The following is a 14,573-nucleotide window of genomic DNA, read 5'->3' on the forward strand; positions in this document are numbered from 1 at the left end:
ACCGCCGGCCGCGACGGTGTTGATCGCCATCATTGGCGCCCGCATTCGTACACCAGCCACCGCGGTTTCGAACGCCCGTTCGAACGCCCCTGCGTACAACGCCACGTCGGTTGAGGTGCCGCCCATGTCGAACCCGATAATCTGATCCAACCCCGCCATGCCGGCGGTTCGCGCCGCGCCGACGATACCGCCCGCCGGACCGGACAGAATGGCATCCTTGCCCTGAAAACCGTGCGCCTCGGTCAGGCCGCCGTTGGACTGCATGAAATACAGCCGCGTTCCGGTCAGTTCAGCGGCGACCTGATCGACATAGCGCCGCAGGATCGGCGACAAATAGGCGTCCACTACGGTCGTGTCGCCGCGCGGCACCAGGCGCAGCAGAGGGCTAACCGCGTGGCTGGCGGAAACCTGTGTAAATCCGGCCTTCCGCGCCAGGGTTGCCAGCCGTTGCTCATGTTCGGGGTATTTCCAGGCGTGCATCAGCACGATGGCGCAGGCGTTGATGCCGTCCGTTCGGGCTTCTGCCAGCACGGCAGCGGCAGCGGTTTCGTCGAGCGGTTCAATCTCGATGCCGTCTACTCCGACGCGGCCACCAACTTCGGCGACGCGTTCATACAGCATCGTCGGCAGCGTGATGGCCAGGTCGAACAGGCGAGGACGAGCCTGGTTGCCGATGCGGAGGGCATCGGAGAAGCCCTTGTTGACCAGCAGCAGCGTACGGTCGCCCTTGCGCTCCAGCAGCGCGTTGGTGGCGACCGTGGTGCCCATCTTGACCGCCTCGATCAAGCCGGCCGGGATTGGTGCATCGAGGCCCACGCCGAGGATCGACTTGATGCCCGCGATCGCCGCGTCCTTGTAGCGTTCAGGATTTTCCGACAGCAGCTTATGGGTAGACAGGCGGCCGTCGGGATCGCGCGCGACGATGTCGGTAAATGTGCCGCCGCGGTCGATCCAGAATTGCCACATCGTGTTGTCCTGCTGGTTGGTGCGGCGCGCATCAGGGCAGAATCCCGCAATGCATGGCAAGCCCCCGCGTGCGGGTCGTGCATGGTCCGATTCCGGACGCTATAATCGGCGGCGTCGAGTCCCATAAGGATGGTTCATGTCCGCCAGCACGTTGCCGAACGCCACTTTGACCGCCGCCTATGAGGCGATGACTCCGGGGTCCGCTGCATTGGCGGCCAAGGCACGCGGGCTGATGCCCAGCGGGTTGGCGCATGACAGCCGGCACATGGATCCGTATCCAATTTATGTCGACCGAGCGCTGGGGCCGGTGAAGTGGGATGTCGACGGCAACCGGTATGTCGATTATTTCGGCGGCCATGGTGCGCTGATACTGGGCCACAACAATCCGACGGTGATGGCGGCGATCCATGCGGCGCTGGAACGTGGCACCCATTTCGGGGCCTGCCATGAGCAGGAGGTGCGCTGGGCGGAGTTGATTACCCAGATGGTGCCCTCGGCCGAACGGGCGCGATTCACGTCCTCGGGCACTGAGGCAACCCTTATGGCGCTGCGGTTGGCCCGAGCGTACACGGGACGGTCGAAATTGGTGCGGTTCCGGGGACATTTCCATGGCTGGCATGACCACATGACCAGCGGCCAATCCAATCATTACGATGGAACGGCGACCAGCGGGGTGGTGAACGGCATCGCCGACAGCGTGCTGTTGTGCGATCCAAACGACGTCGACGGCATCACGCGGCTTTTCAACGACCATAAGGACATTGCCGCCGTCATCCTGGAACCGACCGGGGCGAGTTTCGGCAAGATGCCGATTTTACCGTCGTTCCTGACCCTGCTGCGGGACCTGACGAAGCAAGCCGGCACAGTGCTGATTTTCGATGAGATCGTGACCGGGTTCCGGGTATCTCCGGGTGGTGCGCAGGCGGCCTTGGGGATTACCCCGGATATGACCACGCTGGCGAAGATCATGGCCGGTGGATTGCCCGGCGGCGTCGTGGTCGGGCGGAAGGACATCATGGACTGGCTGGATTTTAAGGTGACCAAGGCAGCCGGTCAGGAAAAGATCTCACATCAGGGCACGTTCAATGCGAACCCGATCTCGGCCGCGGCCGGCATCGCGGCACTTGAAATCATCGCCGCCACCGATGCCTGTGCCCGGGCGAATGCTTTTGGCGAAACGATCCGAACGAAGATGAATGAAGTGCTGGAGGAGGAGAAGGTGAAGTGGGCGGTCCACGGGTCCTACTCCGGCTTCCATGTCTATACGAATTCGGATGGGGCGGACATCGTTCCCAGCGCGTTCGATGCGGTGCCGTTCATTGCGAAAATGCTGAATAAGCCACGCGGAGAAGGTGTTTCCGGACAACTTCGTGTGGGGATGCTGGTGAATGGGGTCGATATGAACTCCGGCCCATCAGCCTGGATTTCGGCGATGCATGGGCCGGAGGAAATGGCAACCACGGTCGAGGCTTTCCGCACGACCATTCGGGCGTTGAAGCGGGAAGGGATGGTTTCGTAGCGGCTTCTATTCGCTTTACACGACGTCCTGCGCCAGCAGCTTCTGGATGTCAGTACTGACTCGCATTTCCTTCGCCACCGCCTCCTGGTCCTTCAGCATGCGGTTGCGAACCTCGGTCGCCTGTGCCGGCGTGACGTCGGTGATTTTGACGCCATGGCTCTCCATCGTCCCGCGTGCCCGATCCTGCGCGGCGGCCATGTTGGTGCGATATTGTCCGATATTTTCGGCCCACAGGTCCGTCATGATGGCCTGCAGATCGGCCGGCAGCGCGGCCCAGAAGGTGTGGCTGACCATCGGGATGTAGGCGGCGAAGGAGTTGTGGTCCTGCAGCCCGAAGCGGACGCCTGCGTCCCATAGTTTCACGCTGGCGATGCTCTCGTTCGTGGTGATCAAGCCATCGAACGTCCCTTGCGACAGGGCCAGCGGCACGTCCGGCCAGGCCGTCACGTTCGGCACAGCGTCGAAAAACCGGGTCCGCCACGACTGGCCGGAGCCACCCGAGTTCCTGATCTTCAACCCCTTCAGATCGGCCAGCGAGTTCAACGGCGTGCGCGTCGTGAACCAATTGCTGAAGCCGTTGTCGATCCAGGAGCCCAGCACGTGGCTGCGGAGTTTTTGTTCGACCTCGTTCGCGATGAATGCTCCGGAGCGCCCGTCGGTCACCCGATGAATGATTTCGACTGGCTCGTCATACAGCGCGGGAAGCTGGAACACATCGGAATCCGGGACGAAATTGGTGATCGCCCAGGTGCCTGGCGCCGCCATATCGACCTGCCCCTGGACCAGGGCCTTGGTCACGTTCAGGTCAGCGAACAACTGTCCACTGGCGAAGATCTCTGTCTTCAGCCGCCCTTTCGAGGCTGCCTCCACTTTGCTCAGGTAGTCGCCAATCGAGATATTCCGTCCATGGGTGGGGGCGGTATCCAGGGAGCAGCGCAGCCGGATCGGGGTATCCGCCCGCACGCGGCTGATGGCGGGCATGGACAGCATGCCGGCCGCGACGGTTCGACGGGTGAGCAAGCGCATGGCGGGTTCCTTGGGCGTTTTTGGTTGTCGGATATCTGCCAGATTGGACGGGTGCGCGCCAGCGTCTGGCGGATGACGGGCAACGACACCATGTGCGTCCGGCATGAACCAACGCTTCCCGCTCTCCGACCATTATGATGGGCGGCACTTTTTCAACCCGGGCCCGCAAAGGCCGGCGCGGGGATTGCTGGAGGTGCTGCGCTGGCGATTACGGGGAGAGCGTGCCGCCTGGCCCCGCCACGTTGGCAACCAGGTGTTCCCGCCGCCGCCGGACATGGTCGGATCGGACAGCGTGGCGATCACGTTCATCAATCACGCCAGCTTCCTGATCCGCCTGCCCGGTGCCGTGGTGCTGACCGATCCGGTCTTCAGCGAGCGCTGCTCGCCCGTTTCCTGGGCGGGCCCGAAGCGGGTGCGGCCGCCTGGTATCGCTCTGGCCGACCTACCGCGCCCGGACGTGGTGCTGCTGTCGCATAATCATTACGACCATATGGATTTCGCCTCATTGCGGGCGCTGCAGGCGCGTCATGCCCCTCGCTTCATTACCACGCTGGGCAATGCGCGTACGCTGGCGAAGCTGGGCATCGCCGCCACCGAACTGGACTGGTGGCAGGACACCATGGCGGGGGCGCTACGCATCACCGCGACGCCGGCGCGGCATTTTTCCGCACGCACACCGTTCGACCGCAATCGCACTTTGTGGAGTGGTTTCATGATCGACGCCGGCGTGGGGATGGTGCTGTTCGCGGGCGATTCCGGGGCGGGCTCGCATTGGGCTGATATCAGGATGCGCCTGGGCTCGCCCGACGTCGCGCTGCTGCCGATCGGTGCGTATGAGCCACGGTGGTTCATGGCCCCCGTCCACATGAACCCGGCCGAGGCGGTCGAGGCTCACGTGGCGCTCGGCGCGCGCTGGTCGGTGGGGATGCATTTCGGCACGTTCCAACTCACCGATGAGGCGATCGACGCGCCGCTGCGCGCTCTCGATGCGGCTCTTGGATCCATTGGGACGGATACGTTCGGGACATTGGATTTTGGCGAAACCCGTGTGTACGGGCTGAGGCAGAACCCATAACCGGTGCGGCTACGTTGCGTCTATCGGCGATCGCCCATAGCTTACCGGCTGGTATTCGATCGACGAAAGAAGACGGACAGGAAACGCATGGCCGACGATAACGTCACCCAAACACACGTTGAACCGCCCAAGGCGTCGGCCGTCGGCTGGGAGCCCGAACTCGCCGAACTGCGCGAACGGCAGGCGCTGGCACGCGAACTGGGCGGCAAGGACCGGGTGGCACGCCAGCACGCCGGCGGCCGGCTGACGGTACGGGAACGGATCGATCACATGCTGGATCCCGGCAGCTTCAAGGAAATCGGCAGTATCGCCGGTAAGGCAAGCTATGACGCGCACGGCACCATCACCGGCTTCATGCCGGGCAACTGCGTGTTCGGCCGCGGCACGGTGGATGGCCGTCCGGTCGTCATCGCCGGCGACGATTTCACCCTGCGTGGCGGATCGGCCGATGCTTCCATCAAGGGCAAGCCGAAGATGTCGGAGGAGATCGCGACGCAATTCCGCATGCCGATCATCCGGCTGATCGAGGGGTCGGGCGGCGGCGGTTCGGTCAAGACGATTGAAACGACAGGACGAGCGAACCTGCCGGGTGGGCTGACCGAGACGACGTCGTTCGATCTGGTGGCAAACCAGATGGCGCAGGTGCCCGTGGTTGGTCTTGGCCTGGGTTCGGTCGCTGGTCTGGGGGCCGCTCGGCTGGTTGCCTCACATTATTCGGTGATGGTGAAAGAGATCGCGGCGGTCTTCGTCGCCGGCCCTCCGGTGGTGGAACGGCTCGGTGAACCGAGGACGAAACAGGAGCTTGGCGGCTGGCAGATCCAACTGCGTTGCGGCGCCGTTGATCATGCCGTCGATACGGAAGACCAGGCGTTCGAAGTCGCGCGACAGTTCCTGTCGTATCTGCCAAGTTCCATTCATGACGTGCCGCCGCGAGTGAGGGGATGGGACAACCCGACCCGCCGCGACGAATCGCTGATCACCGCGATCCCCAAGGTGAAGAAGCAAGCCTATCACATGCGGCGGATCATCGCGTCTGTGTTCGACAAGGACAGCTTCTTCGAGATGGGGGCGCTGTTCGGACGCTCCATCATCACCGGTTTCGCGCGGCTGGATGGGTGGCCGGTGGCGGTTATGGCGGGCGATCCGTTGTTCGACGGCGGTGCCTGGACGGCTGATGCCTGCAACAAGATTATCCGGTTTGTCGATATGGCTCAGACGTTCCACCTGCCGGTGGTGCATCTGGTGGATTGCCCTGGCTTCCAGGTCGGGCTGCGGGCCGAGAGCAATGCGGTCATCCGCTGGGGGGTGCGAGCGCTGTCGGCGATCAACCAGACCACGGTGCCATGGTGCAGCATCGTCGTGCGCAATTGCTACGGAGTCGGCGGGCTAGGGCATCAGCCGGTCGGGCATTTGTGCCTGCGGTATGCGTGGCCGTCGGCCAGTTGGGGCTCCTTGCCGCTGGAGGGTGGGATCGAGGCGGCCTATCGCGCCGAGATCGACGCCGCACCGGACCCGGCCGCGAAGCTGGAGGAAATCGAGCAACGGCTGAACCGTCTGCGTTCCCCCTATCGCACCGCCGAGGCTTTCTGGGTGGACGAGGTCATCGATCCTCGGGACACGCGAAAACTGCTGTGCGATTTCGCTACCTTGGCCGCGCCATTGCGCACGCCGGGGCCGTCGGCGTTCGGCATGCGGCCGTGACGGCGACGTTCGACCCGTGGAAGGCACGGCGGCCGCCGCTGGTTTGAGGGGGGATGGTGGGCGCGACAGGGATTGAACCTGTGACCTCTCGCGTGTGAAGCGAATGCTCTACCGCTGAGCTACGCGCCCATCCGTCGCGACGGAGGCGGGCTTCCTAACCGGTTGGCCGGCCCGCCGCAACCCCGAATTCACCTGTTAAAGTACCCGCAGCACCGGCGGCACCGCCTCGGCGTCCACTTCAACCAGCGCGCCGTCCGGCACAGCCCGGGTGATATCCAGGCCAAACCCCGACATCATCGTCGTTCCGGCCAGCGCCGCTCCCTGCACCATGATCGGGTTTACCGCGTTGAACACCAGTGCCGCCGGCACGATCCCTCGGGCAGCCATCTCGTGCAGCATCCAGGCGGTCGCCACGCCGCCCTTCGCCCGGTCCAGGACCAGAACCAGTCCGACATAGGATCGCCCGTACAGGGCGTGCGCAGGGCGGGAGAACACTCCGGCGATCCTGTCCAGGTCGTACCGGGCGGAGAACCCGTCGCTCGCCACCAGCGCGTGTCCGCGCACTGTTCGGCCAATCGCCGCGTTTGCCGGGAAAATCATGGGATTCGGCCCGAACAGGCCGCGTCCAGACATTGGTCCATCGACAACAGCACCGGCGCGTAGCCGTAGCCGCCCAGAATATTGGTCAGCTTGGCGGAATTGGTCGCCAGCCGCCGCCAACCGTTCGCCTCCGCCATTTCACGAGCATAGCTTTGGTAAAAGCACATGCCGGACAACACCATCGCGCCGGACGCCTCGATGCGGGCGGTGAGACCCATCCGGTCGGCGTCCGGCTTCACCTGGGGGCTGGTCACCGCCAGCAAGGGCACCGCGACGCGCCGTCCGTCCAGGCGGTCCGCGAGCATTTGCATCTCCAGTAACGACAGTTGCGGGGCGGAGAACACCACGACGTCGATGGTGTCGCCCCCTGTCGCGTATTCCGCCAGCAGGGCGGTGACGCTCGCTTGCCCGACTTTTATGGCCGCCGGCGAGGGGCCATCGAACGCCTCGGCAGCCTCCGGCGTCACGCCCGGGATGTGGAACATCGCCACGCTGCCGAAACTGGCCATCGCCGCGCCGAAATGTTTCAGTTCGTCGGACCCCGGCACATGGTCGAAGCCAGTGATCACTGGCACCCGCCAGTAATCGCCGGCGAGCCGCCCCACCACGCCGCCCAACGCGCCCCATTCGTGTAGGGCGGCGGGAGTCCATGTGGCCTCGACCAGCAACGATCCGAGCCGGCATTCGTCCAGGTGAAAGCCGTAGCGCGGCGTGAAGCCGGTCAGCCCAGCGGCCAAAGCGGAAGGGCCACCCTCGAAATTGGACCGGGCACCGAGCACCGCGTTGCAGTAGATGGTGACCCCGGTATCGCCGTAGGCCATGTGCTCGCCGCGGACCGGCGGCATGATCGTCTGATAGTTGATGCAGGTATTGGTCATCAGCACGCCCAGGGCTTCAAACGCGTTGGACGCGCGGCGCTCCAGCGCCACCATCCAGTCTTGCTGTTTCAGCCGGTCTGCTGCCCCGAAATCGGTGCCGCGTGGGTCGGTGATGGTGGGGATGCGAACCTGCCGGTCGGCGGCCGGCATGGCGGCGAAGCGTTCCAGGAAGGCGATACCGGTCTCGCCGAGGGACTCGGTGTCCGCCATGATGTGCGCCTGACAAACCGGCACCATATCCCGGGCGCCGAGGTAGGTCCCGACCTGGATCTGATGCTGGATCGCCCACTGCCGCGCCGCCCCCATCTCCCCTCGGCGCATCGCCTCGGCTTCGTCGCATAGTCGCATCGGTGATCCTTCGGTTTCCGTCTCTTTGTGCGTTACGTTTCCAGTGGTTGGTCCCGTGGGCCACGGCTTCGGTGCCGAATAGCCTATCACGGTGGCGTTGCCACGTCGCCTCGGGACACGGGAAACGGCCGTTCGCTCAGATTCATGTTTGACGCTGGGGCGGGGCTTCCCTACAAGACGCAGTGCAAACGCCGTGTCCGAGCTGTCCGCGCAAGCGGGGGGTCGGAGATGTTGCCCCGGCGGAGGGGTGGCCGAGTGGCTGAAGGCGGCGGTTTGCTAAACCGTTGTACGGGGTCAACCCGTACCGTGAGTTCGAATCTCATCCCCTCCGCCAATTTTTCTCCGATTTATTGATTAACTGTATCTTCTTCGGCAAAAGCCAATCCAAATACCGCCATAATTATACTGCCATGAGCAGTTACGATCCACGCATGTTCAGGCGGGACCGCTTCGTCGAATTTTTAACGTTTGAGAGTTGATCAAGTTGGCCATATTGCCCTACAGGGGGCTGCTGGCGATCGTTCCGTCGGCTCAAGAGCAGTCAGATTTCGCAATCAATGCCACTTACACAATTGAAGTCAAATAGGGAAGCATTGCAGTAGCAGCCGTTGTCGTTCGCCGGTCATCGGCCGCTGAACGCGTGGTTATTAACCATTGGTTAACATTTGTGGTAAGCGCGTACAGTTGAGATAGCGACAGTTCGCATCTATTGCTGGTTGTATTTATACAGTACAGCCTGAGCCCTCGTGCCGCGACAACTTCCCGTGCGCCCCGCTTCAAAGTGTAAGGCCGGGGAAATACAATGCCAGCGTTAGCGACAACATTCATTTGGAGCAGCGCGAGCGGCGGAGACTGGACCGCCCCGGCCAATTGGAGCCAAACCTCGCTTACGAATGGCGATACTTTCGATCTTCGAAGCGCCCTTGCCGCGACCACGTGGGATCAGCAATTGAGCGATCTCGGCAACTATCTGACAATCGGCACGCAGGGGTCCAACGCTCTGGTGCAGATCAGCACCGTTAGCGGCGGTACCCCAATCACGGTGGCCATCCTGAACGGCGCGGGCTCCGTCAGTTTGAACACGTTCATTTCCCACGCCCTATTAACCTAAAAATTCCGCGCCGGCGGTTCGGTTCGGCCAGGCGGGCTCGATCACCCCAGATGATCGAGCCCGATGTCCAGCACGGTGGCGCTGTGCGTCAGCCAGCCCACCGACAGCAGGTCCACGCCGCTGGCGGCGATGGCGGGCGCGGTTTCCGGGCGAATGCGGCCTGACGCCTCGGTGATGGCGCGTCCGTCGACCATCGCGACGGCCTGGCGCAGCATGTCCGGTCCCATGTTGTCGAGCAGGACGGCATCGACCTTCAGGGTCAGAGCTTCCTCGAGCTGGGCCAGCGTATCGACTTCCAGCTCGATCTTCACCAGATGGCCGACGCCGGCACGGGCGCGCTCCACCGCCGAGCGGACGCCGCCGGCGATGGCGACGTGGTTGTCCTTGATCAGCACGGCATCATCCAAGCCGAACCGGTGATTCGATCCGCCGCCGACGCGGACGGCGTATTTCTGTGCAAACCGCAGTCCGGGCATGGTCTTGCGGGTGCAGCAGACCTGCGCGCGCGTGCCCTCTATCGCGTCGGCGATGCCGCGGGTGGCGGAGGCGACGCCGCTGAGGTGGGAGAGGAAATTCAGCGCGGTTCGTTCCGCTGTCAGGATGCCGCGGGCGGGACCGCTGATGGTGGCGATCAGGTCGCCCTGGCGCAGGCGGTTGCCGTCGGGCAGTGCGACGTCGACCTTGATCGCCGGGTCGATCAGGCGGAATGCGGCCGCGGCGAAATCCAGGCCCGCGACGACCCCCGGCTGCCGAGCGACCAGGGCGCAGGTGGTGTGGGCGGTGGCGGGGACGATCGCGTCCGTGGTCAGGTCGCCGGCTCTGCCGAGGTCTTCCAGCAGGGCGGCGCGGACGGCCGGTTCGATCATGATCAGGGGCAGGGGAGACATCAGCGGACCTCCAGCATGCGTTCGACGGACCGGCGGGCGCGTTCGGCCAAGGCGGGGTCGATAGTCACTTCTTCCTGCATCGTCTCTAGCGCGCGGCGGATTTTTGGCAGTGTGATGCGCTTCATGTGGGGACACAGGTTGCAGGGGCGAACGAAGTTCACATCGGGATGATGCACCGAAATGTTGTCGGCCATAGAGCATTCCGTTAGAAGAACGACACGGGCGGGTTTCTCGCGGCCGACGTAGTTAGACATGTCGGCGGTGGAACCGGCATAGTCGGCCTCGGCGACCACTTCCGGCGGGCATTCCGGATGGGCGAGTATCGTGACGCCGGGGTAGTCGGCGCGCAGGGCTCGGACTTCGGCGGCGGTGAAGCGTTCATGCACCTCGCAATGGCCGGCCCAGGCGATTATCTTGACGTGTGTCTGGGCGGCGATGTTTCTTGCAAGAAATTCATCCGGAAGCATGATGACCGTGTCGACACCGAGCGATTCGACGATCTTGCGGGCGTTGCCGGAGGTGCAGCAGATGTCGGATTCTGCCTTTACCGCGGCGGAAGAATTTACATATGTCACCACAGGCACGCCGGGATAGCGTTGGCGCATCAGTCGCACATCCGCCGCCGTGATCGATTCCGCCAGCGAGCACCCCGCCCGGCTGTCCGGAATAAGCACGGTCTTGGCAGGGTTCAGCAGCTTCGCCGTCTCTGCCATGAAATGCACGCCGGCGAGAACGATGACCTTGGCGTCGGTCGTCGTGGCTTCGCGGGCAAGCGCCAAACTGTCGCCGACGATGTCGGCCACGCAATGGAAAATCTCCGGCGTCATGTAGTTATGCGCCAGGATCACCGCGTCGCGTTCCCGCTTCAGCGTCAGGATGGCGTCGATATCGTCGGCGAAGACCGGCCATTCGATCGGCGGGATCAGCGATTTGACCTTGTCATAGAGCGGTGCGGTGCGTTCGAGCAGTGCGGTCGCGGACATCGGGATCCTCCTTGTAATGCTCATTCGGAGCATTAATCCGGGTTATGCTAACGCTGAGTATAAGGATGTCAAGCGTGGCACACCGTGCCGCCTGCCGGCGAGGCGACAAGCGGGTCCTTGGCGCGCGATCGCCCGAGGCCATTTGGGCCGATTTTACATGGCGCGCCGGACCTATATGGCCATAAGCTGACGGGCAGACCCGGCAACAAGGGTCATCAACCAGGGAGACCAACGCTCATGCTGCATCGACGCAAATTGCTCACCGCCGCAGCCGCGGCGAGTTTCGTGCCCGCTGCTCCGGCGATCGTCCGCGCCGCCGAAACCCCGGGCGTGACCGCGACCGAAATCCGCCTCGGCAACACGATGCCCTACAGCGGCCAGACGTCGGCCTATGGCACGATCGGCAAGGCGATCGAGGCGAAATTCCGGATGGCTAACGACCAGGGCGGCTTCGCCGGCCGCAAGGTCAACTTCATCTCCTACGACGACGGCTACAGCCCGCCGAAGACGGTCGAGCAGGTGCGCCGGCTGATCGAACAGGACAAAGTCGCCGCGCTGTTCGCCACGCTGGGCACGCCGACGAACTCGGCGATCGTGCGCTATGTCAACCAGAAGAAGGTGCCGCATCTCTTCGTATCCACAGGCGCCGATAAATGGGGCGATTACAAGGAACATCCGTGGACGATCGGCTGGCAACCCAGCTACGTCACCGAATCGCAGGTCTATGCGAAGTATATCCTGGCGCAGAAACCCGACGCGAAGATCGGCATCCTGTATCAGAACGACGATTTCGGGAAAGACTACCTGCACGGCGTCAGGGATGTGCTGAAAGACGGTTACGACAAGCGGGTCACCACCGCGTCCTACGAATCGACCGATGCGACGGTCGAAAGCCAGCTTGTCACCTTGCAGGCCGCGGGCGTCGATGTGCTGATGACGATCGCATCGCCGAAGTTCGCCGCGCAGTCGATCCGCAAGGTCGGGGGGATGAACTGGAAGCCGCTGCACCTGTTGACCAACGTTTCGGCTTCGGTCGGCGCCGTGATGATCCCGGCCGGACCCGAGAACGGCATTGGTGTCATCAGTTCGAACTACCTGAAGGATCCGACGGACCCGCGCTGGGCCAACGACGCCGGGATGAACGAATGGCGGGTGTTCATGGCGAAATACTACCCGGAGGGCGATGTGAAGGACCTCGGCAACATCTCCGGCTTCGGCCTGACACACACGATGCTGGCCGTGCTGAAGCAGTGCGGCAACGACTTCTCGCAGGAGAACCTGATCAAGCAGGCGACGAACCTGCACGACCTGGAGAACCCGGTGCTGCTGCCGGGGATCAAGATCAACACCAGCCCGACCAACTACCGCCCGATCCGCCAGCTTCAGTTGATGCGCTGGACCGGTAAGACCTGGGATCTGTTCGGCGACATCATCGCCGGCGCGAGCGCCTGATCGTCACCGCATGCCCTGCCAGGCAGGCCGCCGGCAGGGCATGACAACCCTTCCCGGACCTCGGTTGGTTGGGAAAGATCGTCCTGTTCGGCGAATCCCGGCGCGGCCTTAACTCTTTGTTCATCTTTTTTCGGCTTTGATCGTCCGGCGCGAATGGCGTTCAAACATTACCGGGGCCGCTGGCAACCGGGACCGGTTCGGGCGCCATCCAGACGCATCGTGCGAAAAACCTCGCAATGTCGAACCACGTCGTCCTCGGTAGGGGCAGCCGGATAGATGGTTAGCGCGCAACCGGGACGGGTTTCCTATCCGGTGCGGATGGTAGCAGATCTGGGAGCATCGCGATGTCAGTCCTTATGCCAAAAATCGAAGCCATTCGCGCGACCTTGACCGGCGTCCGTTCGGATCGGACGCCGGGGAAGGATACGCCGTCGCGCGCGGGCCGTATCGAAGGCCTTGCCGCATCGCCCGTTTATCCATCCAGGGGTGTCGACCAAACCCGGCTGGATGACGCCCGCTTCTGGCTCGCCGCCATTACCGATTCGTCGGACGATGCGGTGATCGGCAAGGATCTTGAAGGCCGCGTCACGTCCTGGAACAAAGCGGCCGAAACGATGTTCGGCTTCACCGCGAGCGAGATCATCGGCCAACCGGTCACCCGCATCATTCCATCGGACCGGATCGATGAGGATGTCACGATCTTCGAACAGGTCCGCCGCAGCGAGAAGATCGTCCATTTCGACACCAAACGGCAATGCAAGGACGGCAGGGTCATCCCTGTATCCCTGACCGTTTCACCGATCCGCGACGAACTGGGCCGGATCATCGGCGTCTCCAAGGCCGCCCGCGACCTGACCGAAACCCGCCGCGTCCATCGCGACCTGGAACGCCGCGAGGCGCAGCTTCGCTCGATCCTGGACACCGTGCCGGACGCACTGATCGTGATCGACAAGCAAGGATTCGTGCATTCCTTCAGCGCCGCCGCAGTGCGTCTGTTCGGCTACACCTCCGCGGAGATGATGGGTCAGAACGTCGGCATGCTGCTGCCATCCGCCGACTGGGAACAACACAACAGCCATTTGGCGGGCTATTCCGCGACGGGCGAGCGGCACATCATCGGATGCGGCCAGCGCAAGGATGGCAGCACGTTCCCGATGGAACTCGCCATTGGGGAGGTGAAGCTGCCAGGAACCCGGCTGTTCACCGCCTTCGTGCATGACCTGACCGTGCAGGCCGAACGTGAGCGCGAACTCCGCATAGCCAATGTCGAGCTGGAGCAGATGACACGCCATCTCGCGGCGGCACGCGACATCGCGGATCGGTCGAACTGGGCGAAATCACACTTCCTGGCCGGCATGAGCCGGGAGTTGCGGGCCCCACTGAACGATATCCTCGGCCATGCCCAGTCGCTACGCGCCGATGACGGCCTGAACGCCACGCAGGGCGGCCAGGTGGACGCGATGCTGGTGGCTGGCCGGCACCTGCTGCAAATGATCACCTGCGTGTTCGACCTGTCCGAGATCGAATCCGAGGATATCGAGCTGCAGGCGGTGCAGCTTGACATGCGGGCGGTCGCGGTCGAATGCCTCGATCTGATTCGCCCGGCCGCGGATGCCAAGCGTCTGGCACTGGGCATCGAGGTGGCGCCGGGTACCCGGCAGCAGTTGGTTACCGATCCGACACGGCTGCGCCAGGTGCTGCTCAACCTGCTTGGCAATGCGGTGAAGTTCACCAGCCACGGCACTGTCGATGTGCGCTTGCGGCAGATGGCGGACAGCGAGGTGCTGCGGATAGAAGTCGTGGACACTGGTCCGGGCATACCGGCCGAGGAATGCCAGCGGCTGTTCCGGGACTTCGAACGTCTCGACGTCGAGGCTACCCAGGATGTCGAGGGTGCGGGCCTCGGTCTTGCCCTTTCGGCCCGGCTCGCGACCTTGCTGGGCGGCCGCCTCGGCCACGACGACAATCCGAACGGCGGGAGTGTGTTCTGGCTGGAATTGCCGTTGGATACCACTCTCGCATCGCCG

Annotated in this window: 12 protein-coding genes and 2 tRNA genes; 7 read left to right on the forward strand and 7 right to left on the reverse strand. The window is 63.5% G+C overall.

Annotation, left to right across the window (positions count from 1 at the left end):
* On the reverse strand, positions 1-966 hold a 966-nt coding region (locus GSQ89_RS12930), incomplete at its 3' end, for a hydantoinase/oxoprolinase N-terminal domain-containing protein (protein WP_305782256.1).
* Positions 967-1,102: 136 nt separating this feature from the next.
* Here GSQ89_RS12930 and GSQ89_RS12935 point away from each other — a divergent pair.
* A complete protein-coding gene (locus GSQ89_RS12935) occupies positions 1,103-2,485 on the forward strand; it encodes an aspartate aminotransferase family protein (protein ID WP_158925716.1) in 1,383 nt (460 codons plus the stop codon).
* A 15-nt stretch (positions 2,486-2,500) separates the two neighbouring features.
* On the opposite strand, the gene dctP is transcribed toward GSQ89_RS12935, so the two are convergent.
* Complete coding sequence (dctP, locus tag GSQ89_RS12940) at positions 2,501-3,511, reverse strand: TRAP transporter substrate-binding protein DctP (RefSeq protein WP_158925718.1); 1,011 nt, start codon at positions 3,509-3,511, stop codon at positions 2,501-2,503.
* 103 nt (positions 3,512-3,614) lie between these two features.
* On the opposite strand from dctP, the gene GSQ89_RS12945 reads away from it, so the two are divergent.
* Positions 3,615-4,586 (forward strand): MBL fold metallo-hydrolase, encoded by a 972-nt coding sequence (locus GSQ89_RS12945; protein ID WP_158925720.1) that lies wholly within the window; start codon positions 3,615-3,617, stop codon positions 4,584-4,586.
* Between the two features lie 87 nt (positions 4,587-4,673).
* Positions 4,674-6,287, forward strand: coding sequence for an acyl-CoA carboxylase subunit beta (locus GSQ89_RS12950; RefSeq protein ID WP_158925722.1), 1,614 nt, complete (start codon positions 4,674-4,676; stop codon positions 6,285-6,287).
* A 54-nt stretch (positions 6,288-6,341) separates the two neighbouring features.
* Here GSQ89_RS12950 and GSQ89_RS12955 read toward each other — a convergent pair.
* The 3 genes from GSQ89_RS12955 to GSQ89_RS12965 all read right to left on the reverse strand — a co-directional run bounded on the left by GSQ89_RS12955 (position 6,342) and on the right by GSQ89_RS12965 (position 8,113).
* Positions 6,342-6,416: transfer RNA gene (locus GSQ89_RS12955), tRNA-Val, on the reverse strand.
* Between the two features lie 66 nt (positions 6,417-6,482).
* Positions 6,483-6,887: an aconitase X swivel domain-containing protein gene (locus GSQ89_RS12960; protein WP_158925724.1), complete on the reverse strand. Its 405-nt coding sequence runs from the start codon at positions 6,885-6,887 to the stop codon at positions 6,483-6,485.
* The gene (locus tag GSQ89_RS12965; RefSeq protein ID WP_158925726.1) at positions 6,884-8,113 is read right to left on the reverse strand and encodes an aconitase X catalytic domain-containing protein; all 1,230 of its coding nucleotides are present in this window, start codon (positions 8,111-8,113) and stop codon (positions 6,884-6,886) included. The genes GSQ89_RS12960 and GSQ89_RS12965 overlap by 4 nt, the downstream gene beginning before the upstream one ends.
* Positions 8,114-8,354: 241 nt before the next feature.
* On the opposite strand from GSQ89_RS12965, the gene GSQ89_RS12970 reads away from it, so the two are divergent.
* Positions 8,355-8,447, forward strand: a tRNA-Ser gene (locus GSQ89_RS12970).
* Between the two features lie 468 nt (positions 8,448-8,915).
* Positions 8,916-9,224, forward strand: a complete 309-nt coding sequence (locus tag GSQ89_RS12975) for a hypothetical protein (RefSeq protein WP_158925728.1) — start codon at positions 8,916-8,918, stop codon at positions 9,222-9,224.
* A gap of 41 nt (positions 9,225-9,265) precedes the next feature.
* On the opposite strand, the gene nadC is transcribed toward GSQ89_RS12975, so the two are convergent.
* Entirely contained in the window at positions 9,266-10,111 is an 846-nt protein-coding gene (gene nadC, locus GSQ89_RS12980; RefSeq protein ID WP_158925730.1) for a carboxylating nicotinate-nucleotide diphosphorylase, read from the reverse strand.
* Entirely contained in the window at positions 10,111-11,094 is a 984-nt protein-coding gene (nadA, locus tag GSQ89_RS12985; RefSeq protein ID WP_158925732.1) for a quinolinate synthase NadA, read from the reverse strand. Before nadA ends, nadC begins: the two co-directional genes overlap by 1 nt.
* Before the next feature lie 237 nt (positions 11,095-11,331).
* Between nadA and GSQ89_RS12990 the strand changes: the two genes are divergently transcribed.
* Together GSQ89_RS12990 and GSQ89_RS12995 are read left to right on the forward strand one after the other, a co-directional pair.
* Entirely contained in the window at positions 11,332-12,546 is a 1,215-nt protein-coding gene (locus GSQ89_RS12990) for an ABC transporter substrate-binding protein (RefSeq protein ID WP_158925734.1), read from the forward strand.
* Between the two features lie 344 nt (positions 12,547-12,890).
* On the forward strand, positions 12,891-14,573 hold a 1,683-nt coding region (locus tag GSQ89_RS12995; protein WP_158925736.1), incomplete at its 3' end, for a PAS domain-containing sensor histidine kinase.

Origin of the sequence: Acidisphaera sp. S103 (assembly GCF_009765975.1) — a bacterium.
Taxonomy (GTDB): Bacteria; Pseudomonadota; Alphaproteobacteria; order Acetobacterales; family Acetobacteraceae; genus Rhodopila.

Bases quoted from the DNA above. Each gene is read 5' to 3' on its own strand.
- dctP (WP_158925718.1), bottom strand. From the start codon at position 3,511: ATGCGCTTGCTCACCCGTCGAACCGTCGCGGCCGGCATGCTGTCCATG.
- GSQ89_RS12990 (WP_158925734.1), top strand. From the start codon at position 11,332: ATGCTGCATCGACGCAAATTGCTCACCGCCGCAGCCGCGGCGAGTTTC.
- nadA (WP_158925732.1), bottom strand. From the start codon at position 11,094: ATGTCCGCGACCGCACTGCTCGAACGCACCGCACCGCTCTATGACAAG.
- GSQ89_RS12935 (WP_158925716.1), top strand. From the start codon at position 1,103: ATGTCCGCCAGCACGTTGCCGAACGCCACTTTGACCGCCGCCTATGAG.
- GSQ89_RS12975 (WP_158925728.1), top strand. From the start codon at position 8,916: ATGCCAGCGTTAGCGACAACATTCATTTGGAGCAGCGCGAGCGGCGGA.
- GSQ89_RS12960 (WP_158925724.1), bottom strand. From the start codon at position 6,887: ATGATTTTCCCGGCAAACGCGGCGATTGGCCGAACAGTGCGCGGACAC.
- GSQ89_RS12965 (WP_158925726.1), bottom strand. From the start codon at position 8,113: ATGCGACTATGCGACGAAGCCGAGGCGATGCGCCGAGGGGAGATGGGG.
- GSQ89_RS12950 (WP_158925722.1), top strand. From the start codon at position 4,674: ATGGCCGACGATAACGTCACCCAAACACACGTTGAACCGCCCAAGGCG.
- GSQ89_RS12945 (WP_158925720.1), top strand. From the start codon at position 3,615: ATGAACCAACGCTTCCCGCTCTCCGACCATTATGATGGGCGGCACTTT.
- nadC (WP_158925730.1), bottom strand. From the start codon at position 10,111: ATGTCTCCCCTGCCCCTGATCATGATCGAACCGGCCGTCCGCGCCGCC.